20 protein-coding genes, 1 other RNA gene and 1 pseudogene are annotated in these 23,210 nt (G+C 63.9%); 11 read left to right on the forward strand and 11 right to left on the reverse strand.

All coding sequences use genetic code 11. The features are described from left to right. The first annotated feature begins 272 nt into the window (after positions 1 to 272). Together ACVW1B_RS23695 and ACVW1B_RS23700 are read left to right on the forward strand one after the other, a co-directional pair. Complete coding sequence (locus tag ACVW1B_RS23695) at positions 273 to 1,139, forward strand: N-acetylmuramoyl-L-alanine amidase (protein ID WP_310880685.1); 867 nt, start codon at positions 273 to 275, stop codon at positions 1,137 to 1,139. A 281-nt stretch (positions 1,140 to 1,420) separates the two neighbouring features. Then, positions 1,421 to 1,648, forward strand: coding sequence for a hypothetical protein (locus tag ACVW1B_RS23700; RefSeq protein WP_016840052.1), 228 nt, complete (start codon positions 1,421 to 1,423; stop codon positions 1,646 to 1,648). Positions 1,649 to 1,728: 80 nt separating this feature from the next. Here ACVW1B_RS23700 and ACVW1B_RS23705 read toward each other — a convergent pair whose 3' ends face one another. Together ACVW1B_RS23705 and ACVW1B_RS23710 are read right to left on the reverse strand one after the other, a co-directional pair. Beyond that, positions 1,729 to 2,964 (reverse strand): RNA polymerase sigma factor, encoded by a 1,236-nt coding sequence (locus tag ACVW1B_RS23705; protein ID WP_310880686.1) that lies wholly within the window; start codon positions 2,962 to 2,964, stop codon positions 1,729 to 1,731. Between the two features lie 94 nt (positions 2,965 to 3,058). Further along, the gene (locus tag ACVW1B_RS23710) at positions 3,059 to 3,412 is read right to left on the reverse strand and encodes a YciI family protein (RefSeq protein WP_057014988.1); all 354 of its coding nucleotides are present in this window, start codon (positions 3,410 to 3,412) and stop codon (positions 3,059 to 3,061) included. Between the two features lie 228 nt (positions 3,413 to 3,640). On the opposite strand from ACVW1B_RS23710, the gene ACVW1B_RS23715 reads away from it, so the two are divergent. Next, positions 3,641 to 3,796 (forward strand): hypothetical protein, encoded by a 156-nt coding sequence (locus ACVW1B_RS23715; protein WP_176937094.1) that lies wholly within the window; start codon positions 3,641 to 3,643, stop codon positions 3,794 to 3,796. Positions 3,797 to 3,803: 7 nt separating this feature from the next. Next, positions 3,804 to 4,004: a hypothetical protein gene (locus ACVW1B_RS23720; RefSeq protein WP_057014987.1), complete on the forward strand. Its 201-nt coding sequence runs from the start codon at positions 3,804 to 3,806 to the stop codon at positions 4,002 to 4,004. A gap of 201 nt (positions 4,005 to 4,205) precedes the next feature. On the opposite strand, the gene ACVW1B_RS23725 is transcribed toward ACVW1B_RS23720, so the two are convergent. Both ACVW1B_RS23725 and ACVW1B_RS23730 read right to left on the reverse strand, forming a co-directional pair. After that, positions 4,206 to 4,640 (reverse strand): PAS domain S-box protein, encoded by a 435-nt coding sequence (locus tag ACVW1B_RS23725; RefSeq protein WP_092087651.1) that lies wholly within the window; start codon positions 4,638 to 4,640, stop codon positions 4,206 to 4,208. Between the two features lie 105 nt (positions 4,641 to 4,745). After that, positions 4,746 to 5,645, reverse strand: coding sequence for a LysR family transcriptional regulator (locus tag ACVW1B_RS23730; protein ID WP_168859073.1), 900 nt, complete (start codon positions 5,643 to 5,645; stop codon positions 4,746 to 4,748). A 145-nt stretch (positions 5,646 to 5,790) separates the two neighbouring features. Between ACVW1B_RS23730 and rnpB the strand changes: the two genes are divergently transcribed. After that, an RNA gene (gene rnpB / locus ACVW1B_RS23735) (RNase P RNA component class A) lies at positions 5,791 to 6,205 on the forward strand. A 169-nt stretch (positions 6,206 to 6,374) separates the two neighbouring features. Here the strand turns inward: rnpB and ACVW1B_RS23740 are convergent. Continuing rightward, positions 6,375 to 7,826 carry a GntP family permease gene (locus tag ACVW1B_RS23740; protein WP_310880687.1) on the reverse strand — a complete coding sequence of 484 codons (1,452 nt, stop codon included), beginning with the start codon at positions 7,824 to 7,826 and terminating at the stop codon, positions 6,375 to 6,377. 4 nt (positions 7,827 to 7,830) lie between these two features. After that, positions 7,831 to 8,850 carry a patatin-like phospholipase family protein gene (locus ACVW1B_RS23745; protein WP_310880688.1) on the reverse strand — a complete coding sequence of 340 codons (1,020 nt, stop codon included), beginning with the start codon at positions 8,848 to 8,850 and terminating at the stop codon, positions 7,831 to 7,833. Between the two features lie 229 nt (positions 8,851 to 9,079). On the opposite strand from ACVW1B_RS23745, the gene ACVW1B_RS23750 reads away from it, so the two are divergent. The 3 genes from ACVW1B_RS23750 (at position 9,080) to ACVW1B_RS23760 (ending at position 12,734) form a co-directional block, all read left to right on the forward strand. Next, the gene (locus ACVW1B_RS23750) at positions 9,080 to 9,259 is read left to right on the forward strand and encodes a hypothetical protein (protein WP_310880689.1); all 180 of its coding nucleotides are present in this window, start codon (positions 9,080 to 9,082) and stop codon (positions 9,257 to 9,259) included. 184 nt (positions 9,260 to 9,443) lie between these two features. Beyond that, a complete protein-coding gene (locus ACVW1B_RS23755) occupies positions 9,444 to 9,971 on the forward strand; it encodes a hypothetical protein (RefSeq protein WP_310880690.1) in 528 nt (175 codons plus the stop codon). A gap of 255 nt (positions 9,972 to 10,226) precedes the next feature. Continuing rightward, positions 10,227 to 12,734: an arylsulfatase gene (locus ACVW1B_RS23760; RefSeq protein WP_310880691.1), complete on the forward strand. Its 2,508-nt coding sequence runs from the start codon at positions 10,227 to 10,229 to the stop codon at positions 12,732 to 12,734. Between the two features lie 132 nt (positions 12,735 to 12,866). On the opposite strand, the gene ACVW1B_RS23765 is transcribed toward ACVW1B_RS23760, so the two are convergent. Next, positions 12,867 to 13,583: an alpha/beta fold hydrolase gene (locus ACVW1B_RS23765; protein ID WP_456779570.1), complete on the reverse strand. Its 717-nt coding sequence runs from the start codon at positions 13,581 to 13,583 to the stop codon at positions 12,867 to 12,869. Positions 13,584 to 13,787: 204 nt separating this feature from the next. On the opposite strand from ACVW1B_RS23765, the gene ACVW1B_RS23770 reads away from it, so the two are divergent. Next, entirely contained in the window at positions 13,788 to 14,531 is a 744-nt protein-coding gene (locus ACVW1B_RS23770; protein ID WP_018273026.1) for a sulfite exporter TauE/SafE family protein, read from the forward strand. Positions 14,532 to 14,595: 64 nt separating this feature from the next. Here the strand turns inward: ACVW1B_RS23770 and ACVW1B_RS23775 are convergent, their stop codons facing one another. The 4 genes and pseudogenes from ACVW1B_RS23775 to ACVW1B_RS23790 all read right to left on the reverse strand — a co-directional run bounded on the left by ACVW1B_RS23775 (position 14,596) and on the right by ACVW1B_RS23790 (position 21,119). Beyond that, complete coding sequence (locus tag ACVW1B_RS23775; RefSeq protein WP_310880693.1) at positions 14,596 to 16,395, reverse strand: ABC transporter ATP-binding protein; 1,800 nt, start codon at positions 16,393 to 16,395, stop codon at positions 14,596 to 14,598. A gap of 697 nt (positions 16,396 to 17,092) precedes the next feature. After that, a complete protein-coding gene (locus ACVW1B_RS23780; RefSeq protein WP_310880694.1) occupies positions 17,093 to 17,626 on the reverse strand; it encodes an REP-associated tyrosine transposase in 534 nt (177 codons plus the stop codon). A 567-nt stretch (positions 17,627 to 18,193) separates the two neighbouring features. After that, on the reverse strand, positions 18,194 to 19,783 hold the full coding sequence (locus tag ACVW1B_RS23785) for a DHA2 family efflux MFS transporter permease subunit (protein WP_310880695.1): 1,590 nt from the start codon (positions 19,781 to 19,783) through the stop codon (positions 18,194 to 18,196). 47 nt (positions 19,784 to 19,830) lie between these two features. Next, a pseudogene (locus ACVW1B_RS23790) lies at positions 19,831 to 21,119 on the reverse strand (HlyD family secretion protein). Positions 21,120 to 21,307: 188 nt separating this feature from the next. On the opposite strand from ACVW1B_RS23790, the gene ACVW1B_RS23795 reads away from it, so the two are divergent. Both ACVW1B_RS23795 and ACVW1B_RS23800 read left to right on the forward strand, forming a co-directional pair. Then, the gene (locus ACVW1B_RS23795) at positions 21,308 to 21,949 is read left to right on the forward strand and encodes a TetR/AcrR family transcriptional regulator (protein WP_057014977.1); all 642 of its coding nucleotides are present in this window, start codon (positions 21,308 to 21,310) and stop codon (positions 21,947 to 21,949) included. A 267-nt stretch (positions 21,950 to 22,216) separates the two neighbouring features. Continuing rightward, a complete protein-coding gene (locus ACVW1B_RS23800; protein ID WP_310880697.1) occupies positions 22,217 to 23,059 on the forward strand; it encodes a GNAT family N-acetyltransferase in 843 nt (280 codons plus the stop codon). The last annotated feature ends 151 nt before the right edge of the window (positions 23,060 to 23,210 follow it).

Genomic DNA, 23,210 nt, shown 5'->3' on the forward strand with positions numbered 1-23,210 from the left:
TCCCCCGAAACCGGTTCGGCACTTCACCTCTCAGTAACGGCACTTAACGTTAAGAAAACGTTGATGATCGGTTAGCGGAATCGCGCGGCTTTGATCCGCATTCGAGTGATACCCTCGCGACCCACTCCGGGCACAATGGCGCAGCGCATCGTGCGGATCGTGGAACCGGCAGGGGTCGATTGCGCGGCCCGCACGGTAAAGGAATAGTAAACGCCTATTTGTTTATCCATGTGTCAAAATGCTTTCTCCTGGTTCGGGTTTGAGTGATTCGTATGGCTTCAAGTTCGTCTTCGTCCGGCAACGCTGATTCGAAGCGTCAGCGCGCCCTCCCTGTTCCAAAGGGGGTGGCGGACGCGAAGACGTTCACGCCGGATTCCTCGATCGCCTCCGACGTGATCCCGTCGGCGAACTTCGGCGATCGCGCCAATGGCCGGCAACCCGATATGATCGTGCTGCACTACACCGGCATGCCCGACGTCGAGGGTGCGATCACCCAGCTCTGCACGGCCGGCACCGAGGTCTCGGCGCACTACATCGTGCTCGAGGACGGCCGCATCGTGCAGTGCGTGCCGGAGAGCAAGCGCGCCTGGCACGCCGGCGTGTCGGCGTGGGCCGGCGATGACGACATCAACTCCTGCTCGATCGGCGTCGAGATCGTCAATCGCGGCCACGATTGGGGCTATCCGGATTTTCCGCTGCGCCAGATCGCGGCTGTCATCGCGCTGTGCCGCGGCATCATGCTTCGCCGCAAGGTGGTCCCGCATCGCGTGCTCGGCCATTCCGACGTCGCGCCGGGACGCAAGAAGGATCCCGGCGAGAAATTCCCGTGGCACTCGCTGGCCAATTCCGGCGTCGGGCACTGGGTGCAGCCGGCGCCGATCGTGCGCGGCGACGCGCTGCAGCTCGGTGCGATCAGCGACAGCGTCTCCAACATGCAGGCCGCGTTCCGGCGCTACGGCTACAACATCCCGAACAACGGCAAGTTCGACGGCCCGACCATGGAGGTCGTCACCGCCTTCCAGCGCCACTTCCGCCCGGAGCGCATCGACGGGATCGCCGACCGTTCCACCATGGCCACACTGCACGCGCTGCTCGAGAGCCTGCCGCCGGATGCGGCGACGGTGGTCGCGTCGAGCTAGTGTGCTGAATGCGAAGTTCGTGCGATTTCGCGGCAGCCACTTTCACGAACTTCGCATTCATAAAGCACACTAGAATCATAAGTTTGCTAGTGTCCTTATCGAATCCGAAGTTCGCTCCGAAGGTGCGGCAAATGATGCGAACTTCGGATTCGGGACACTAGGCTCGCCTCCGTCCGTCGTTGCAAGAAGCGGTGCATTTACCGGCCAAGTGTGCGTGCACGTTGGAACTTTTCGGCATGAGCGGTCTTTGTAGGTGGGGCGGTCCGAGTGGAGATTCGTCCATGTTCAAAGCACTGATCGCAGGAGCCGCCGCCGTCGGCCTCATTGTCGCTCCGGCAGCCGCTGGCGCTATGTCGACCCAAAGCAAGACCATGTCGTCGACCCATCACAAGACCCAGAAGGTCCATCACGCGCAGAAGAAGATGGCACCCGGCACCACGACCGGCATGTCGAAGGGGACGACGACCGGGCAATCGAGCACCGGCGCCAAGGCAAAGACAGGGTACTGAGCACGCTCAACGCCTCACGGCGCGCTGACCATCGTGGATAAATGGCGCGCCGTCACTGGCCACGCAAGAGATGGGGTGCGTCACCCCATCTCGGCGATGCGCCGCGCATAGAGCCGGCGCAGCGGTTCGAGTTGCGTGGCTGCCGTTGCGGCGAGATAGGCCTGCCGCGCTTCATCCTTGCGGCCGAGGCGGCGCAGCAGGTCGGCGCGCACCGCGGGCAACTGGTCATATCCCTTCAAAGTGCCGCGCGCGTCCAGCGCGTCGATCAGGTCGAGCGCGCGCGCCGGACCATCGACCATCGACACCGCGGCGGCGTGATTGAGCTCGATCACCGGCGACGGGCTGATGCGCAGCAGCACCTCGTAAAGACCGGCGATCTGCGGCCAGTCGGTGTCCTTGTAACTCGGCGCCCGCGCGTGCAGCGCGGCGATCGCCGCCTGCACGGCGTAGGACTGCGGCCGGCCCGGCATCCGCAGCGCCTCCTCGACCAGTTCGAGGCCTTCGGCGATCTGCTGGAAATCCCACAGCGAACGGTCCTGCTCCTCGAGCAGCACGATATCGCCGCCGGCGGTCTGGCGGCCGGCGCGGCGCGCATCATGCAGCAGCATCAGCGCCAACAGCCCCTTGATCTCGCCGCGCGCCGGTATCAGCGCATCGATCAGCCGCGCCAGCCGGATCGCCTCGCGGGCAAGATCGGGCCGCATCAGATCCTCGCCGGCGGTCGCCGCATAACCTTCGGTGAAGACGAGGTAGATCACCGCGAGCACGCCGGTGAGGCGCGGCTCCAGCGCCTCACGCTCCGGCACCTCATAGGGAATGCCGGCGAGTTTTATCTTTTGCTTGGCGCGCGAGAGGCGCTGCGCCATGGCGTCCTCGCTCACCAGGAAGGCGCGCGCGACCTCGACCGTCGTCAGCCCGCACACCGTGCGCAAGGTCAGCGCGACCTGGACCTCCGCCGCAAACGACGGATGGCAGCAGGTGAAGATCAGCCGCAGCATGTCGTCGTCGAGCGTTGCATCGGCCGGCTCGGGCGAGGACTCTGCATCGAGCAGGATCTGATGCGTCAGTTCCTGCTGCTTGCCGCGAAACGTCGCCGCGCGGCGAACGCGGTCGATCGCCTTGTTGCGGCCGACATTGACCAGCCAGGCACGCGGATTGGAGGGGAATTCGCCGATCGGCCAGCGCTGCAGCGCCACGGCAAAAGCATCCTGAAGCGCATCTTCGGCCAGGTCGAAATCGCCGACGAGACGGATCAGCGTTGCGAGCGCCCGGCCCGCCTCGTCGCGAAACACTTTTTCGATCTGGCTGGGGGTCATGGTCTCACCGTCATTCCGGGGCGATGCGAAGCATCGAACCCGGAATCTCGAGGTTCCGGGTTCGCGCTTCGCGCGCCCCGGAACGACGAAACCATCACTTGTCGTAGATCATCACCGGCCTGACTTCGATCGAGCCGGTCTTGGCGCCGGGAATCCGCGCCGCGAGGCCGAGCGCCGTGTCGAGATCCTTGGCATCGACCAGATAATAGCCGCCGAGTTGTTCGCGGGTTTCCGCAAACGGCCCGTCGGTTGTCAGCGTCTTGCCGTCGCGCACCCGAACGGTGGTCGCGGTCGACACCGGCTGCAGCCCGTCACCCGCCTTGAAGTGTCCGCTCTGGATGATGGACTGGGTGTAGACGCCATATTCCGCCGACAGGGCCTTGCGGTCGTCGGCATTCATGCGGCCATATTCCGCGTCGCTCCGGTAGATCAGCAACAGATATTGCATCTTGAGAACTCCTCTTGATCGGCTGGATCGCCGACACCCAGTCGAACGGGCGACACGCAGGACGACATCGTCAGGATAAATTATTTTGGCCGCCAGGCGTGAATGTCTCACCGGCCCGGCGGGCCGCAGAACCAGCTTATATCGGATAATCCGATAGTAATCGCCAATATTATTCGTTTGTTAAATTCATGGCAGCGCGTAGCCTTCGCATGCCCGGAGGACTTCGCCATGACACCACTGCCGCAGACAGCCACACGCCTTTCCCGGCTCCTGCTGTCGATGCTGTACCGAATCCTGCGCAGCCGGATCGTGGCGAAACCGCGCCACCACGCCAGTCAGGTCGCCTCGAACATCGCCGCGGGCGGCAATCCGCTCGGCGTGTGAGCAGGCAATGCAACGGGGCATCACGCGCCTGAAGGCGTTGCGTCAGCTGATCGCCGACGAAGGGCTGACCATCGCGATCCTTGCGGCGGTCGCCGCAGCGACGGTGATCGCATTTGGTTTCGGTGCGGAAGCCGACATCGTGGCCTCGATGCTGGTCATCGGCCTTGTGACCGCGCTGGCGGAGACCCGCCTGCGATCGGGAAAGTAGCTCCAGCGGCCGTGATCGGCTCCGGAGGGGATGACCGAGAACCTGGCATTTGCTTGTAGCCTTATCCGCGTCACTGCGAGCGAAGCGAAGCTATCCATCTGTCGCATGTGCGGAGCGATGGATTGCTTCGTCGCTTCAGCGCAAAATTGCTTCGCAATTTTGTCGCGAGCTCCTCGCAATGACGGCATGGCTTCCCGGCCTTTACGACGATGTCGCGGCCTGCTGCGCGGCGCGGCGCCGCAACTCCTTGAGCTCCTCGAAACGCTTGGTCACGTCGCGCATCACCGCGACGGTGCCGGCGACCTTGTGCGCCGCATCGTGCAGCATCTCGATGGTGAATTCGACGGAGATGCGCGTCCCGTGCCTGGTCAGCGCCGGCACCGACAGCAGATCGCCCTGACCGTAGCGGCTCGTCCCGGTCGCCATCGTGTGCCGGAAGCCGGCCCAGTGACGCGCGCGCAGATTCTCCGGAATGATCAAATCGAGCGATTGTCCGATCGCCTCCTCGGCGCTGAAGCCGAACATCCTGACCGCGCCGGGATTCCACAAGGTGATACGGCCTTCGACATCGGTCGCAACGATCGCGTCGGAGGCTCCCTTGAGCAACGCGTCTCCCACTTCTGCCGCAATATCCATCGTTTGACCTCCTGCTGATCCCGATCCTGCTGTGAACGTGGACGTTTGCGCTGACAAGCGAAGAAAGCCGATGGAATCGATCGGAGATGCCGATAGAAATCGCGGTCAGCGCCGCCGCCGCGCGGCAGGCCTGGCCCGCGGCAGGTCCGCGCTCGCATTAACCTGCGACGCGGCAAGCCGATGCATGGTCTCGACCGCGCGCGCCAGATGATCGTCCTGGCTGTCAGCCGGATAGGCGACATAGGCGGGCATCGCAAAGCCAGGTGCGCCGGCGACGGCGTGCAGCCGCCGCGCCTTCAGGAGCGGCTCCACGATACGACGCGCGAAGAAGCCAGAGCCGCCATTCTCCAAAAGATGCTGCAATCCGAGCCAGCCGATATTCACCGTCAGCGCGGGGCCGGCGAAATTCGGAAACAGCGTGGCGTGACGCGCGTAGAATTCGGGGCCCCAATCGACATAGACATAGCCCGGTCCCGGCTCCGGTGCGCTTTTCGGATCGGTCGACACCAGGATGAGCTGCTCCTCGAACAGCTGCTCGACCTTGAGGCCGGGGCGGCTCTGCGGCGTGTACATCACGCCGATGTCGATGCGTCCCTCGACCAGCCCCTGCATCAGCTCGGGCTCGAGCGCGCTCTCGGCGCGGATCGAGATGTCGGGATGCGCCCGCGTCATCAGCGGCAGCCAGCGCAGCAGATACTCTTCCCAAAGTCCGATGCGGCCGCCGACCACCAGCGTCGCGGAAAATCCCTTGGGGATTCCGACATCATGGCGCGCCTGCTCGACGGTGCGGACCAGCACCGAGGCGTGGCGCTGAAACTGGCGGCCGGCCGGCGTCAACGTGGTGCCGGCCTTGTTGCGCACGAACAGCACGCAGCCGAGCTGCTGCTCGAGCGTGTGGATGCGGGTGCTAACGGTCGACTGGCTGACATGCAGCCGCTCCGCCGCGGTGATGAAGTTGCCGGCGCTCACCACCGTCAGGAACGTCCGGGCCAGTTCGGTATCCATGGCGCCTCGACCTTTGGATCGATCAAATCGATATCAAAGGCCTCTCCTCTGCGAATGTCAAAATCGAGAGCCAGCCGCGCGCCAGGCCAAGGTTAACCATCGCAATCGCTTGACGCGGGCGGCCAAAGCCCGCATGCGTAACCCGTCAGTCGGCCGGACGGCCGCTCCCGCAAGCGCCGAAAGGCCGCGGGGGAGGAAAGTCCGGGCTCCATCGACATGCGGTGCCGGATAACATCCGGCGGGGGCGACCCCAGGGAAAGTGCCACAGAGAACGAACCGCTCCCTCTTCGGAGGAAGTAAGGGTGAAAAGGTGCGGTAAGAGCGCACCGCGTTTCCGGCAACGGAGACGGCATGGCAAACCACACCGGGAGCAAAACCGAATAGGGACGGCAACGCGGTTAGTTCGCGCACGCGCGATAACACCGCAGGGCGATGTCAGGCCCGCTGTCCGGGTAGGTTGCCCGAGGCAAGGTGCGAACCTTGTCCCAGAGGAATGGCCGTCGCGCATCATTCGCAAGAATGGTGCCCTACAGAACCCGGCTTACAGGCCGGCTGATATTCTAAAGCGTTTTCGAGCGAAGTGGATTTCCGGTTCGCGTGAAGAAAACGCGTCTTGAAGATGGACCATGAGGGGCTCGGCGCGACACGCCGGGCCCCTCGCCATTTTCAGATCAGCATCGTTCCAGCTACGCGCGCCGGCGGGAAGTAGAGCCAACCCATCGTCTTGCGTCAGAACGACCCGAATGCGGTGCCGATCGCAATCACCGCTGCGAGAGCAATGACAGAACTCACAATGCCGACCATGACAATGTCGAGATAGCTATCGCGATGCTTGAGCCCACAGATCGCAAGCAGGCTAACGACAGCGCCGTTGTGAGGTAGAATGTCCAGCGTTCCCGAACCGATCACCGCGACGCGATGCAACAGGCCGGGGTCAATACCCGCCTCCGCGGCAAGATCCATATAGGTCCGTCCCAGCGCATCGAGCGCGATCGTCAAGCCGCCGGAAGCCGACCCCGTCAGCGCGGCAAGGATGTTCGTCGCGACCGCGAGCGACACCAATGGACCGCCTTCAATTCGCAACACCCAGTCCCGCACCACGCCGAAAGCGGGAAGCGAGGCGATAACGGCGCCGAATCCGACAAGGCTTGCGACGCTCAGCGCCGGCAGGACCGACGCGTTGGCACCGGCATCCATGGTTCGTCGCAATGCGGGCAGCCGCGTCCAGTTGCAGAGGATGACCGTCACGATCGCTCCCGCCAACGCCACGACCACCGACCAGACGCCGGCCACGGCAGCCAGCGATGTATTTCCCCACCGCTGTTCGGCCAGGAACGAGAAATCAAGCCGAGGCAGCACAACCAGCGACATCACCAGATTGACGGCGACGACGACGATCAGGGGAAGCAAGGCGTTGAAAATCGGGACGGCGGCATCGCTGTGATATCCGTGGCGGAGCTCCGCCGGGTCGAATTCCCGCGCCGTCGTAGCCCGCTCGCGCAACAGCTCATCGTCGGCTGCATCCGCCGGCACCGGCGGCTCGTCGCCATATCCCTCTTTTGCGCGATGCGCTGCCTTCTCCGCGCGAAGAAGCCACCACAGCCCGACGCCCAGCATGATGATCGAGGCGACAACGCCGAGGCCCGGTGCGGCAAAGGGGGTCGTGCCGAAGAAAGGCATCGGTATCGCATTCTGTATCGACGGCGTGCCCGGCAGCGCCGACATGGTGAAGGTCGAAGTCCCGAGAATGACCGCCGCCGGTACCAGACGACGTGGAATCCCCGCCGTGCGAAACAGCGACTGCGCCATCGGAACGATGACAAAGAAGGCGACGAACAGGCTGACGCCGCCGTAGGTAACCAGTGCGCCTGCGAGCACGACCGCGAGGATGATCCGGCGTTCGCCCAGGCACCGGGAGATGAAGCCCGCGACCGCAGCGACCGCGCCGCTGTCATCCATGAGCTTTCCGAACACGGCGCCAAGCAGAAAAATAGGGAAGAACTGCGCGAGAAACTCCGACGCACTACCCATGAAGGTCTGCGTCCAGTTGGCAAGCAGCGGCTCGCCACCGAAAGCTGCGGCCACCAGCGCACAGAGCGGTGCGAGCAGCAGCACGCTCCAACCGCGGAAAGCAAGACAGACCAGCAGTCCAAGCCCGACGAGAATGCCGAGAAGACCCATCGTCTCAGCACTCCGCCAGCAGAATATCGAGATCTGCGGTCGAACGCTCACCGAGATCGGCGCCATGCGCCTCGAGGAATTCGCCGGCGGCTCGCCGCCCTTCCTCGTGCAGCTTGGCCACGAACGCCCATTCGGCATTAAGCTTGGATGACGAACCGAACGTCGCGAGCATGTCGCTCTTGATCCGGTGCGTCTTCATCTGCGCCCAGCGGGCGCCTTCCCCAGTACCGGGGTCGGCGACCTGGCGAAGCAACGCGATCATCCGCAGCTCCTTTGCCAGCGGCGAGTTGAACGAGATCTCGTTAAGCCGGTTGAGAATGTCAGCGGCCGTGCGCGGCTGCTCCGGACGCTCGGTCGGGTTGATCTGGACGACGACGGTGTCGCGCGCGTCGGTCTCGCGAACGAGCGGCGTAATCGTGGGATTACCCGCGTAGCCGCCGTCCCAATAGGGCTCGCCATCGATCTCGATCGCGCGAAACATCGTTGGCAGGCAAGCCGACGCAAGCAGGACATCCGCGGTAATCTCCGCGTTGCGAAAAATCCGTCCGCGGCCCGTACGCACGCGCGTGGCGGTGATGAAGAGCTTGATCGGCGCGCGTGCAAGACGCTCGAAATCGATACTGTCGTTCAATATGTCGCGTAGCGGATTGAAGCCAAGCGGATTGAGGTCATAGGGTGAAAGCATCCGCGACATCAAATCGGTGAAGAGATAGGCCGGGGAGCTGTCAAGCGACCAGCGTCCCATCAGGCGGTCGAGCGGCGAGCGTTGCAACGGACTGAATGCGGCGGCGCGCGAGACGCTTCGCCAATATTTTTCAAGCGCTTCGCGCGCGCCGGCAGCGCCGCCCGCGGTCCAACCATCCGCCAGCACGGCTGCATTCATCGCTCCGGCCGATGTCCCGGATATGCCCGCAATCTGAAACCATGGTTCTTCGAGAAGCCGATCCAGGACACCCCACGTGAACGCACCGTGCGATCCCCCGCCTTGAAGCGCCAGGTCTACGAGCACGGGGCTGCGGTTCATGAATCCATGCTCACCAGCACGCGAGATACTGATTATGTCGCAGTTTAGCCGAACATGCGAGACAAAGTTGCGGTCGCTGCGCAATTCCGACGGCGAACTTCGAACGATATTATCTCAACTCGAAGCGAAGCGAACCGATCGCTTCAGTGCCGCCACAGGCCCACGTTTCTTAAAAGGCGACATGCATGGGGTCGCGGGCGTAGAGTGTGCCCCTCGCGGAGGATCGCAGATGGACCTTCAGAAGATCATGGCGAAGGCAAGAGACATCGCCAGGAGTACCGGCACGATCACGACCGAGCAACTGAACGGGATGTGCCCCAACAATATGGAGCCCGAAGATATCGCGGCTCTGTTTGCGGCTCTGCGGACTGAGGGGATTCGTCTCAAGGACGACGAAGCAGAACAGTAGGAGCCCAAAGTAGGAGCCACTGTGCTTTGACGCCACAGCAAGACAATCGATCACTGCGATCGAAGCGCTGGCCGAGTTTGGATAGTGGCAGATTGGCCATCCGGCGGCATTGCAGCTATGATCCGCTACAGCTGGACGTGTCCTTCTGCCCCGAGATTCAAGAAGATCAAAAGGAGGAATAGGAATGTCGGTCGCCTGCAAGTTCGAACGCAGCATCCTCAGCCATGAAGAATATGAAGCAATCCGCCTGACGCATCATCCCGCCATCTACGGCGTCGAGGTGAGCGAGCTCGAGGCCATGCGACCCCGCTTGCGCAAGATGCGCGACAAGGAGCGAACGGTCGGCCGACAGAAGCAGCGAGAGAGCCGCGGAAAGGCCGAGGCTCGCGGCACGAGCTTTCCAGGAACCGCCAAGCATGCTTCAGAGCGAAAACAGGTCTTCGCGGCAGCGCTGAAACGGGTCAACACGGAGCTGAGGCGTCAGCACAATTTGGCAGCCCGGACCGCACATGTCGAAGCTGCGCGAAAGGCCCTCGCGCTGTACCGGGCCGCGAACTTCACGACGCGTCCCCCGGCTGGAGCCCCCGCGGGCGAAGGCATGGCGTCGAAGCCAAGCGAACGCCGACGAAAGATCATTGCAGGCGCAAAGATCGGACGCGTATCGCAGGCGACGAAGGTCGCTCAAGCCGTCCGCGACGCGCGCGGTGCATGATCCCGGGCAAACAAGCGGCTGATTGATTCCGGCGCGGCATCGGCATCCCGCGGCATACGTCAGCCGTCGCGGTTGCGCGCGGCCTGCCGTATGCCGAAGTGGACAGCGCGGGCGTGTCAGCGGCATTGGTCAATGCCGCTGACCTGGTCGGGATCGCTCCAATCCTCGCCCGCGCTTTCCGGCTTGATGTACATCAATGTTGCGACCGCCATCACAGGTGACGCTGCCCATATTTTTTATTTTGGGAGCGTCGCCATGCATTGCCCCAAAGCTGTGTCAGCTCTTACGCTTGGATTGCTCATCTCCACGTCGGCGCTAGCCCAGCAAGGCACCGGTGCACCGGGCTCGCCCAGCGCCACGACAGCAATCGACGGAAGGCAGCTTCCGCCACCCGATCCCAAGTTCGGCGGCATTATCAAGGACGGCGCCCTGCAGTCGAAGCCGTGGTGGCCGTCGCGTATCGTCCCGCCCAAGGACGCACCGAACGTGCTCCTGATCATCACGGACGACGCCGGCTTCGGCGTGCCGAGCACCTTTGGCGGCGTCATCCCGACGCCGGCGATGGACCGCATCGCCAATGACGGCCTGCGCTACAACCGCGTCTTCTCCACCGCGCTTTGCTCACCGACCCGCGCCGCGCTGATCACCGGGCGCAATCACCATTCGGCTGGCTTCGGCGTGGTCTCCGAGCAGTCGACCGGCTTCCCGGGCTACAACAGCATTATCGGCAAGGATAAAGCCACAATCGGTCGGATCCTGCTCGACAACGGCTACGGCACTTCGTGGTTCGGCAAGGAGCACAACACGCCAGCCTTTGCCGCGAGCCAGGTCGGGCCGTTCGACCAATGGCCGGTCGGTATGGGCTTCGAGTATTTCTATGGCTTCGTCGGCGGCGACGCCAACCAGTGGGAGCCCAACCTCTTCCGCAACACGACGCAGATTTATCCGTTCCAGGGCAAGCCGCCCGGCACCTGGAACCTGGTCACCGCGATGGCCGACGACGCCATCGATTGGATGACGCGGATGCACCAGACCGACCCGTCGAAGCCGCTCTTCATCAAATACGCGCCCGGCGCCACCCACGCGCCGCATCACCCCACCAAGGAGTGGGTCGACAAAATCAGCGCGATGCATCTGTTCGACGATGGCTACGAGAAGCTGCGCGAGCGCATCCTCGAGAACCAGAAGCGTCTCGGCGTCGTTCCCGGGAACACCAGGCTCGCACCATGGCCCAAGGAAATGCTGAAGCCGTGGGACCAGTTGAGCCCCGTGGAGAAAAAGCTCTTCATCCGCCAGGTCGAGGTCTTTGCCGCCTACGCCGCCTACAGCGACCACGAGATTGGCCGCGTGATCCAGCAATTCCAGGACCTCGGCCGGCTCGACAACACGCTTGTCATCTACATCAACGGCGACAACGGCACCAGCGCCGAAGGTGGACCGCTCGGCACGCCAAACGAGGTTGCGTTCTTCAACGGCCTGAACGAGTTGCCGGCAGACGTGCAGATGAAGTTCTACGACGTCTGGGGCACCGAACAGACCTACAACCACATGTCGGCCGGCTGGTCATGGGCATTTGATACCCCGTTCGACTGGTTCAAGCAGAACGCTTCCAGGCTCGGCGGCATCAACCAGAACATGGTGGTGTCGTGGCCGGCACGCATCAAGGACAAGGGAGCCTTGCGCGAGCAGTTCGTGCATGTGATCGACGTCGTCCCCACGATCCTCGAAGCGGCGGGCATCCGCGCGCCCGAAGTCGTCGACGGCATCAAGCAGGCGCCGATCGAAGGCACGAGCTTCGCCTACACCTTCGACGCGGCGAACGCGAAGACCTCCTCGCGTCACAAGACCCAGTACTTCGAGATGTTCGGCCAATGGGCTCTCTATGACGAGGGCTGGATGCTCTCCACCAAAGTCAACCGCGCGCCGTGGCAGACGTTCGGCCCGGCGAACCCGGACCCGCTCAACAATCAGGTCTTCCAGCTCTACAACCTGAACAACGACTTCAGCCAGACCGACGACATCGCGGCGCAGAACCCTCAGAAGGTCAAGGCGATGCGGCAGAAGTTCGTTTCCGAAGCCAGGAAGTATCAAGTTTTCCCGCTCGATGCTTCAGTCGCGGCCCGCATCGTGGCGCCGCGCCCGAACATCACCGCCGGCCGCAAGGAATTCGTGTACACGCGGCCGATGACGGGATTGCCGCAGGGGGATTCGCCGGCGCTGCTCAATACCTCGTACACGATCACCGCGGACATTGATGTGCCGCAGGGCGGTGCCGAAGGCATGATCTTGACTTCGGGTGGCCGCTTCGCCGGCTATGGCTTCTACCTGCTGCAGGGCAAACCGGTCTTCCTCTGGAACATGGTCGATCTCGAACGCATCAGGTGGGAGGGCCCTGATGCGCTGTCGCCGGGCCAACACACGGTTGAGTTCGATTTCAAATACGACGGCATTGGTGCCGGCACGCTCGCGTACAACGATTTCAGCGGCCTCGCTCAGCCCGGCACCGGCACGCTGAAGGTCGACGGCAAGGCGGTTGCCAGCCAGAAGATGGAGAAGACGCTGCCGATGATCCTCCAGTGGGACGAGAGCTTCGACATCGGCTCCGACACGCTCACGGGCGTGAACGATGCAGACTACAAGCCTCCATTCCCGTTGACGGCCAAGCTCAACAAACTCACCATCAAGGTCGACCGGCCGCAACTCACGCCCGCGGACATCAAGAAACTGCAGGCGGCGATGCAGGAAAAGGCCAGCGCCGACTGATCGCAGGGCATGCGTGCGGGCCGCGCCACATGGCGAAGAGCCCGCACCTTCTGTCCACGGCGCCGCGGCGTTTTCGAGAGCAATGCGCCGCGAAGCTCGGGATGCCGGGTGCGATCTTTGGCATCGCCCCGACTAGGCGGCAATTTCCATGAGCATCGCCATCAGCACCTCCGGCGCGGTGACGTTCGGCGAGTGGCTGGCGTCGATCTCGAAATAGCGCCAGCCGGCTTCGTTCCTGATGCGCCGGGCGAACTGGCCGAACGTGTCGGCCTGCGTGGCGCGGGTGGCGTAGATGTAGCTGCGCGGCAGGCTGGTCTCGCCGTGCTTCAACCGCAATTTCTGCTCGAAGCATTTGATCGGCATGTCGACGCGCCGCGCGCTCAGCCATGCGACGTCAGCGGGCGACGTGTCCGGCGGCACCGGCATCGGCGGAATACGCCAGCCGTCGCCGTCGCTCGCGAACTCACGCATGGTCTCGATCGCCGATTCGTTGAGATCGAACAGCGACTGGCCGTCGCGCGGCACGAAGGCGTCGATATAGATCATCTGCGCGATGCGCTCGCGCACCCGGTCGGCGACGCCGGTCGCGACCATGCCGCCATAGGAGTGCCCGATCAGCACGATGTCGTGCAGGTCCTCGTAACTGATGACGCTGAGCACATCCTGGATATGCGCCTCGAGGTCGAGTCCTTGATGCGCAAGGTGCGCGCGCTCGCCAAGCCCGGTGTAGCTCGGCGTGACCAGCCGATGCCCGGCGGCCTGCATCAGGGGATGCATCTTCTTCCATGCCCAGCCTGCCGACCAGGCGCCGTGACAGACCAGAAAGGTTTTTTGTGAGTTCGCAGGCATGCTCGCAGTCATTGGGGATGCTTCCATTCCGATTATCGTTGATGAGCGGCGATTTTGAAGTGTACCCACGATGCACGTTGTGTAAACGTGCAGTCGCTCCCCTCCCTTTGTCATTCCGGGATGGTCCGCAGGACCAGACCCGGAATCTCGAGATTCCGGGTTCGATGCTGCGCATCGCCCCGGAATGACGATTGAAAGGCCTCGATGACCCCGGCAAGCTATGCGATCCTGTTCTTCGGCGCGCTTGCCGGCGGTTTCGTCTCCGGCCTTGCCGGCTTCGGCACCGCGCTGATGGCGCTCGGCATCTGGCTCTATGTGCTGCCGCCGACGCTCGCGGTGCCGCTGGTGCTGGTCTGCTCGGTCATCGCGCAGCTCTCGACCTTGCCGTCGATCTGGAAGAGCATCGATTTCCGTCTGGTCTGGCCGTTCGTCATCGCAGGCCTCGCCGGCGTGCCGATCGGCATCCTGCTGATCGCGCGGGCCGACCCCGAGGTCTTCAAGCTGACGATCGGCGTCTTCCTGCTGGTGTTTCCGACCGCGTTGTTCCTGCAGCGCAAGCCGATGTCGATCGCCTTCGGCGGCAAATGGGCCGACGGCGCAATCGGCTTTGCCGGCGGAATCCTCGGCGGCCTCGCCGGACTGTCCGGCCCGCTGCCGATCCTGTGGGCCAGCGTGCGCGGCTGGGGCAAGCAGCAGCGCCGCGGCGTGTTCCAGATCTTCAACTTCACGATCCTGGCGGCCGCGCTTTGCGTGCAGATCGCAAGCGGCCTGGTGAAGCCCGAGCTCATCTGGCTGGTGGCGTGCGCGTTTCCGGGGACGCTGCTCGGCGCCTGGCTCGGCGCGCGGCTCTATCACGCGCTCAGCGACCGCAATTTCTCCGACGTCGTGCTGCTGCTGCTGTTCCTGTCCGGCGTCGCGCTGGTGTGGAACGGGCTGGCGCCGAAATAGCGCGGGCGATACGGGAGCGCCGGTTCTGATCCAATCAGAACCGGCGCTCCAGCCATGCGCCATCTCACTCAGCCGCGGCCTGGCCGAACTCGGTCGCCTGGCGCTCGAACAGGCCGCGATAGATGCCGCCGGGACGCGCGGCCAGCACCTCATGGGTGCCCTGCTCGACGATCTCGCCGCGGTCGAACACCAGGATGCGATCCATGCTGCGCACGGTCGACAGCCGGTGCGCGATCACGATCGAGGTGCGGCCCTTCATCAGCCGTTCCATCGCCTGCTGGATCAGCGCCTCGGATTCCGAATCAAGGCTCGAGGTCGCCTCGTCCAGGATCAGGATCGGCGCATCGGCCAGGAAGGCGCGTGCCAGCGCCACGCGCTGCCGCTCGCCGCCCGACAGCTTGACGCCGCGCTCGCCCACCAGCGTGCCGTAACCCTTCGGCAGCCGCATGATGAAGTCGTGCGCATTGGCAAGCCGCGCCGCCTGCTCGATCGCCTCCATGCCGGCGCCCGGCCGGCCATAGGCGATGTTCTCCGCCAGCGTGCGGTGGAACAGGATCGGCTCCTGCTGCACGATCGCGATCTGGCTGCGCAGCGATTGCTGCGTCGCCTTGGCGATGTCCTGACCGTCGATCAGGATCCGGCCAGCGGAGACGTCATAGAGCCGCTGCACCAGCTTGACGAAGGTCGTCTTGCCGGAGCCGGAGCGGCCGACCAGGCCGACCCGCTCGCCGGCGTCGATGTCGACCGACAGGGCGTCATAGAGCGGCCGGCGATGGCCGCCATAGTGAAACGTGACGTCGTCGAACACGATGCGGCCGCCCTGGATGTCGATCGTCCCAGCATCATCCGCATCGACAATGCCGAGCGGCTCGCCATGGATCTGCACCAGTTCCTCCATGTCGTTCACCGAACGCTGCAGGTTGTTGATGTGCATGCCGACATCGCGCAGATAGGCGTGGATGATGTAGTAGCTGGTCAGCACATAGGTGACGTCGCCCGGCGTGGCGCGGCCTTGCGCCCACAGCAGGATCGCACCGCCGATCACCGAGGCGCGGAAGCACAGCAGCACCACGAGCTGCGCCGTCGAGGTGTGGTTGTAGCGGAACCAGGTCCGCCGCACCCGCCGGCGCCAGCGGCTGATGACGCCGTCGAGCCGCATGTCCTCGCGCGTCTCCGCGCCGAACGACTTCACCACCGCGTTGCAGGTCAAGGCGTCGGCCAGCGTGCCGCCGACCTTGGTGTCCCACGCATTGGAAACGCGCGCGGCAGGCGCCACGTAGCGCACCTGGAACATCATGGTCATCGCGACATAGATCACCGAGCCGACCGCGATCACCGCGCCGAGCTGCGGCCAATGCACGCCGAGCAGGATCATCGAGCCGACCAGCACCACGACCGACGGCAGCAGCGCCATCAGGATGGTGTCGTTCAGCAAATCGAGCGCCCACATGCCGCGCGTGATCTTGCGCACGGTGGAGCCGGCGAACGAATTGGCGTGCCAGTCGGTCGAGAAGCGCTGCACCCGCATGAAGGCCTGCTGCCCGACATCGGACATCGTCTTCAGCGTGAACGGCACGATGGTCTGGATGCCGACCAACCGCAGCACCAGCGACAGCGCGCCGAGGCCGACGATGGCGCCGAACGCCAGCATCGCCGCATGGCGCGCGGCCGCATCGGTCGCGCCCGCGGTCAGCGCGTCGACCAGATGGCCGGAAAACACCGGCATGAACAGGTCGGCCGCGGTTGCGCCGAGGAATCCCGCCGTCACCGCGGAGGCACGCAGCGGCTGTTCCAGCCAATGGCGGAAGACAAAGGGGAGCACGATCCGGATTGCGGCCGGCCGCTTGGTCGTCAGAGAGGTCATGGCACATTCCGGCCACGCTTTTGCAGCGCGCGCCGGCTCCATCTGAGGCGACGTGCGGGCGGAATCCGACCGCGAGCGCCGCTGGAAATTGTCGATAAATTGTTGGGACGTTTTGCTGATCGGGGATCAGGCTCGATCAGCGCAGGGAGCTAACGCGTAAAGGCGTCCAGCACCGTCGAACGCGGGCGCGCGATCTGCGAAATAAACGGCTTCATGCGCATCTCCCCGGTTCGAGTAAGGAAGCGCTGCTTATAAATGCATCACGCGCGATTGGCAAGGTAACATCGGCGTGAGTGCGTCAATGTGTCGGCGACACCAGCTATTCACGCGACCGGGCGCAGCCCGCGCGCCGATGCGATGCACTCAGCCCGGCGACAACGGCACACGTTCGTAGCCCGGATGAGCGAAGCGATATCCGGGCGCCCCGGTTGCGATCATCGAATCTGGTCAGCGCGCTCCCCGCATGTCGCTTCGCTCATGCGGGCTACAAGTAACGATCCACCAACTCTCCTCACTCAGGACGTTCGCCAAAACTTCCGCCTTCTCCCGCGTCACCCACCCAATCGGCTGGCAGTCCGTAGCCCGGATGAGCGAAGCGATATCCGGGGCCGCGTCACGTTCAGTAATGAACTGCTGAGATCGGTCCCGCATATCGCTTCGCTCATGCGGGCTACGAATGACGATCCACCAACTCTCCTCACTCAGGACGTTCGCCAAAACTTCCGCCTTCTCCCGCATCGCCCGCCCAGTCGAATGGCAACGCACCCTCCCTCACATAGCGATGAAACGAGGAATGTGGCCAGTCACACACACGCTGGACCAAGGCATGCTTGACTGGGTTGAAATGGATGTAATCAACGTGCCGCGCGCAGTCATCTTCATCGCGGATTGTGTGCTCCCAAAACCGCCGCTGCCAAAGCGCCAGATCACCATTCGATCGACGCTTCAGGTCTATCGAGGCAGCAAGCAACCGGCTGCTGAAGTGTCCTTTGATCCGACGCCAACGACCTGCAAAATCGGAATCGCCTTGCGGCAGTGTAAGGATCGCGTGGAGGTGATCGGGGAGCACCACCACTGCGTCGACGGAGAACGGACGTTCGCGACGGGCGGTACCGAACGCATCCCGCAACGCCGTGATATGATCCACGAGTAGGCTGGATCGCCGGTCATCGAGTGTGACCGTAAAGAAGAAGGTACCGCCCGGGATGAAGTTGCGTCGGTATCTGACCATGCCCCAGCTCCCGCAGCATTCCCGCATATCGCTTCGCTCATGCGGGCTACGATGCCAGAATATTGCAGATTAGCAGACGCTTGCGTCAATACAGATCAGCGCCTGGGATCTCGAAGCTTCGTAGCCCGGATGAGCGAAGCGATATTCGGCGCCGCGTCACGCTCAGTGATGAACTGCTGAGATCGCTCCCGCATGTCGCTTCGCTCATGCGGGCTACGATGTTAGAATATTGCAGATCAGCAGATGCTTGCGTCAATACAGATCAGCGGTTGGGATCTCGAAGCTTCGTAGCCCGGATGAGCGAAGCGATATCCGGGGCCGCGTCACGCTCAGTGATGAACTGCTGAGATCGGTCCCGCATGTCGCTTCGCTCATGCGGGCTACGATGTTAGAATACTGCAGACTAGCAGACGCTTGCGTCAATACAGATCAGCGCCTGAGATCTGGAAGCTTCGTAGCCCGGATGAGCGAAGCGATATTCGGCGCCGCGTCACGCTTAGTGATGAACTGCTGAGATCGGTCCCGCATGTCGCTTCGCTCATGCGGGCTACGAAAAACAGATGACACCTAATGCGCGTCGCCGCCGCTCGCGGTCATCGACGGTGGCTTGTTGACGAACAGCACCAGAAGGCTGAGCGCGACATAGAACAGCGACAGCATGAAGAAGGCATCGCCATAGCCCATCACCGCTGCCTGGCGGTGCACGATCTGCGAGAGCTGCTTCATCGCCATGATGGCGGAATCGCCCATGCCCTGCATGCGCTGGGTGAACATGTTGAGGGTCTCGACCGCGGTGGTGTTGCCCCAGGTCACGCGGTCATGCAGCCGCGAGATGTGCAGATCGGTGCGGTCGTTGAGCACCTCGTTGATGACGGCGAGACCCACCGCGCCGCCGAGGTTGCGCATCAGGTTGAACAGGCCGGAGGCGTTCTTGACGCGATCCTGCGGCAATGTCGCGAGCGCGATGTTGTTGGTCGGCACCATCGCGCACATCATGCCGATGCCGCGCAGGATCTGCGGCAGCAGCAGCTCGTAGAAATCATAGTCGCGGGTGATCCAGGTCATCTGCCAGGAGCCGAGCGCGAAGGTCACGAGGCCGAAGGCGATGATGTAGCGCAGATCGACCTTCTGCATCAGCCGCCCGACCACCGGCGCCATCAAGAACATGGTGACGCCGGAGACGAACATGGTCTCTCCGATCATCAGCGCGCTGTAGCCGCGGACCTCCGCGAGATAGCGCGGATAGACGTAAGTCAGGCCATAGAGCCCGATGCCGATGCAGAACTGCAGCACGCAGCCGACCGCGAAGTTGCGGTTACTGAAGGCGTAGAGATCGACGATCGGCTCCTCCGCGGTCAAGACGCGCCAGAAGAACGCGACCGCCGAGACGAAGCCGATCGCGGCGCAGACCGCGACCGAGGTGTCCTGCAGCCACTCATATTGCGGACCCTCCTCCAGCACATATTCGAGCGAGCCGAGGAAACCGGCCATGAAGATCAGGCCCCACCAGTCGAAGCGCTCGAGCAGCGCGAAGTTCGGCTGGTCGAAATCGACCAGCGCCAGCACGCCTGCCGTGATGATGACGCCGGGCACGATGTTGATGAAGAACAGCCAGTGCCACGACATCAGGTCGGTGATGTAACCGCCGACGGTCGGTCCAACGGTCGGCGCCAGCGTCGCGACGAGGCCGATGATCGGCGCCACGATGTGGAATTTGGTGCGCGGGAAGATCGTGTAGGCCGAGGCGAACACCGTCGGGATCATGCCGGCGCCGAGAAAACCCTGCAGCGCGCGCCACAGGATCATCTGCTCGATCGAGGAGGCGAAGCCGCACAGCAGGCTCGAGGCGGTGAAGCCGAACGCGGAGATCGCGAACAACAGCCGCGTGCCAAGCGCACGCGACAGGAATCCGGACAACGGAATCGCGATCACTTCGGCGATCAGATAGGCGGTCTGCACCCACGACACTTCGGTCGAGGATGCCGACAGGCCGGCCTGGATCTCGGACAGCGAGGCCGAGACGATCTGGATGTCCAGGATCGACATGAACATGCCGAACACCATGATGATGAAGGCAACCAGCCGCTTCGGCTGGATGCGCTCGGACTCCGAGGCGCCGGTCATCATCGAGGGTGAAGCAGTGGTCGTATCAGCCATGGGCTCATCGGCTCCGAGCCTCGGACTCTGTCCGAAGCTTCAAGACATCACTGCGGATGGATCATCATCGGCGCGTCGAGATCGGTTTCGGCGTCGGCATCGGCCGCGCCCTCGCGGGTGTCGACGGTGGTGTAGACCGACATGCCGGCGCGCAAGAGGCCCTGCCTGGCGACGCTGGCAGGCACGCGGATGCGGACCGGCAGGCGCTGCACGATCTTGGTGAAGTTACCGGTGGCGTTGTCGGGCGGCAGCAAGGTGAACACCGAGCCTGCCGCCGGCGAAATGCTGTCGACGAGGCCGGTGAACTTGCGGAAGCCGTAGGCGTCGACCTTGATCGTCACGCGCTGCCCGGTGCGGATGCGCTTGAGCTGGGTCTCTTTATAGTTGGCGTCGATGTAGACGCCGTCGAGCGGCACCACATTGCCGAGCCGCTGACCGACATTGATGTAGTCGCCGGTGTTGACCAGGCGGTTGGAGAAGGTGCCGTCGACCGGCGCGCGGACGTTGGTGAATTCGAGATCGCGCTCGGCCTTGGCGAGCTGGGTCTGCAATTCGGCGAGCTGGGCGCGGGCCTCGGCCTGCTGCGCCTTGGTCACCTCGACATTGTCCTTGGCGGCATCATAGGCCGCCTGCGCGGATCGCACGCTGGCCGCGCCCTGATCGCGGCCGGCCTCCGAGACTTCAAAGGTGGCACGCGAGGCAAAACCCTTGGTGCTGAGCGCCTGCTGACGATCGAAATCGAGATCGGCGCGCTTCAGGCCGGCCTGCGCGGACACGAGCTGGGCCTGCGCCTGCTCGACCGAACTCGCCGCCGCCGCAACCTGGCGCGGCCGATGCGCTCGATCGTCGCCTGCTGGGTCGCGATCCTGGTGCGCGCGGCGTCGGCCGCGATACGGTAGTCGCCATCATCGATCCGGAAGATTACGTCGCCTGCGCGCACCAGCGCGTTGTCGCCGGGCAGGATCGCCGCGATATGGCCCGCGACGCGCGCGCCGAGCATGGAGTTGTTGGCGCGGACATAGGCATCGTCGGTCGAGACGTAGAAGCGCCCGACCATCAGGTAATAGGCGGCATAGCTCGCGGCAGCGAGCGCGAGCAGGCCGACCACGCCCATCATCACGAATTTGCGCTTGCCGGATTTCGGCGCCGGCGCCGCAGTGGACGAAGCCGCCGGCTGTTCGGGCGCAGACGCGGGCGGCGCCTCCGCGGGACGCTTAGCTTCGTCAGCACGGCCCTGCTCGCCGAGATCGGCGGATGCATCGCGCGCGATCGCGTCCTCGGCCATCTCAGGCTCGGAACGAACAATGCGTGCAGCCTGATCCCGTGCTGCGGCCATGGCCGAGGCTCCCCACAAAAATCTTGACGCGCGCGATGGCGGAATAAGGGCCGTGCGGCGCATCGTCACTCCCAAGATACCATTGACCGAACGGTTCGGTCAATATACATTCCCGCCCGCTAGATTATAAAGCTTCGATTCTTCCCTTTCCTACTTTGGGTTGAGTTCTTTCCCGAGAAGCTAAATCAATGGTTGCAGCGCCCCGAACCTCCCTCCAGTCCGTCGGCGAGGAGGAATCGTCGAAACGCCGCCAGATCCTGGACGGCGCCCGCAAGGTATTCCTGGAGCTCGGCTTTGACGGCGCGAGCATGGGCGAGATCGCGCGCGCTGCCGGCGTCTCCAAGGGCACGCTCTACGTCTATTTCCCCGACAAGGCCGGGCTGTTCGCGGCGATCGTCGAGGAGGAAAAGCTCGAGCAGGGCAAGGTCGCCTTCAATTTCGATCCGGCGCGCGACGTCGACACCACCCTCCCCGAATTCGGCCGCGCCTATGTCGCGGTGTTGTGCCGGCCCGGCGGCGGCTCGGCGATCCGCACCGTGATGGCGATCGCCGAGCGGATGCCCGAGCTCGGCAGCCGGTTCTACACCCACGTCATCGCCCACACCGTCGACCGCTTCGCCGCCTATCTCGAGGCGCGCGCCGCGCTCGGCGAGCTCGTGATCGACGACTACCAGCTCGCGGCCTGGCAATTCATGCAGATGTGCCAGGCGACGCTGTTCCAGGCGTTCATCTTCCAGGCCAAGCCGTCGCCCTCGCCGGAGCGGATCGCAACCGTCGTAGACAGCGCGACGCGCGTGTTCTTCGCGGCGTACCGGCCGAAGGCCGGGTGAGATCGACGTCTTATCGCGGACCAGCGCGCTCTTCGTCCCGTCATGCTGAGGTGCTCGCGTAGCGAGCCTCGAAGCATGCGCGGCCCGGCTGGTGGCCGTCGTGCTTGAGACGGCCGCGGAGTTTATCATCGGGCCGCGCTTTGTGCGGACTCGTTGGCAGCCTCATCAACATGACGGACGTACGTTCTTTAGATCGTCACGGGGGGTATTGTTCTCCAGCCGTCGATGTGCACGATCAATAACTCCAGCACGACGAGGCGATCGACCATGAACGACCTCACCATCCGACAGATGCAGCCGGACGAGATCGCGCTCGCGGTGGACTGGGCCGCGGCGGAGGGATGGAATCCTGGTCTCGCAGATGCGCCCTGCTTTGCCGCCGAGGACCCGCAGGGCTTCTTCATCGGCCAGCTCGATGGCGAGCCGGCCGCGGTGATCTCCTGCGTCAATTACGGCGCGCAATTTGCCTTCCTCGGCTTCTACATCGTGCGTCCGGATCTGCGCGGCCGCGGCCATGGCCTGAAGATCTGGAATGCGGCCATCGCGCATGCGCGCCCGCGCGTGATCGGGCTCGATGGCGTGGTGGCGCAGCAGGCGAACTACCAGAAGTCCGGCTTCGCGCTCGCTTACGCCAATGTGCGCTGCGGCGGCACTGTCGCCGCACCATCCGCGCCGAGCGACGGCACCGTCGCGCTGACCGATCTGCCGATGGCGCTGATCGAGGCCGATGACGCCACTGTGTTTCCCGCACCGCGGCCGGCATTCCTGCGCGCCTGGATCAACACGTCAGGACATGTCGGGCGCGCGCTGATGCGCGACGGCAGGCTGGCCGGCTGGGGCGTGATCCGCCCGTGCCGGACCGGCCGCAAGATCGGTCCGCTGGTTGCCGATGACCGTGCCGGCGCCGAGGCCGTTGTCGCGGCATTGCTCGCGAGTGCGGGCAGCGGCGAGGTCTTCCTCGATGTCCCCGCGGTCAACCGCGACGCCGTCGCGCTGGCGCAAGGCCTCGGGCTGTCGCCGGTGTTCGAGACCGCGCGGATGTATACCGGCGCGATCCCGCCACTCCGGATCGATCGCGTGTTCGGCGTCACGACGTTCGAGCTCGGTTAGAGCGAGAGATTTCGGAATATTAGAAATATATCCGTGAGTTGCCCGACGTGTCAAGTGGCTAGGTCGAACAGTGGCTAGGTCGAACGCCGCTAGGTCGAACGCCTGCCACCGCCGGCTCCTTTGCATGGGGTTGTTTTCGATATTTTCGCAA

The sequence above is a fragment of the Bradyrhizobium sp. USDA 4502 genome (assembly GCF_054063355.1).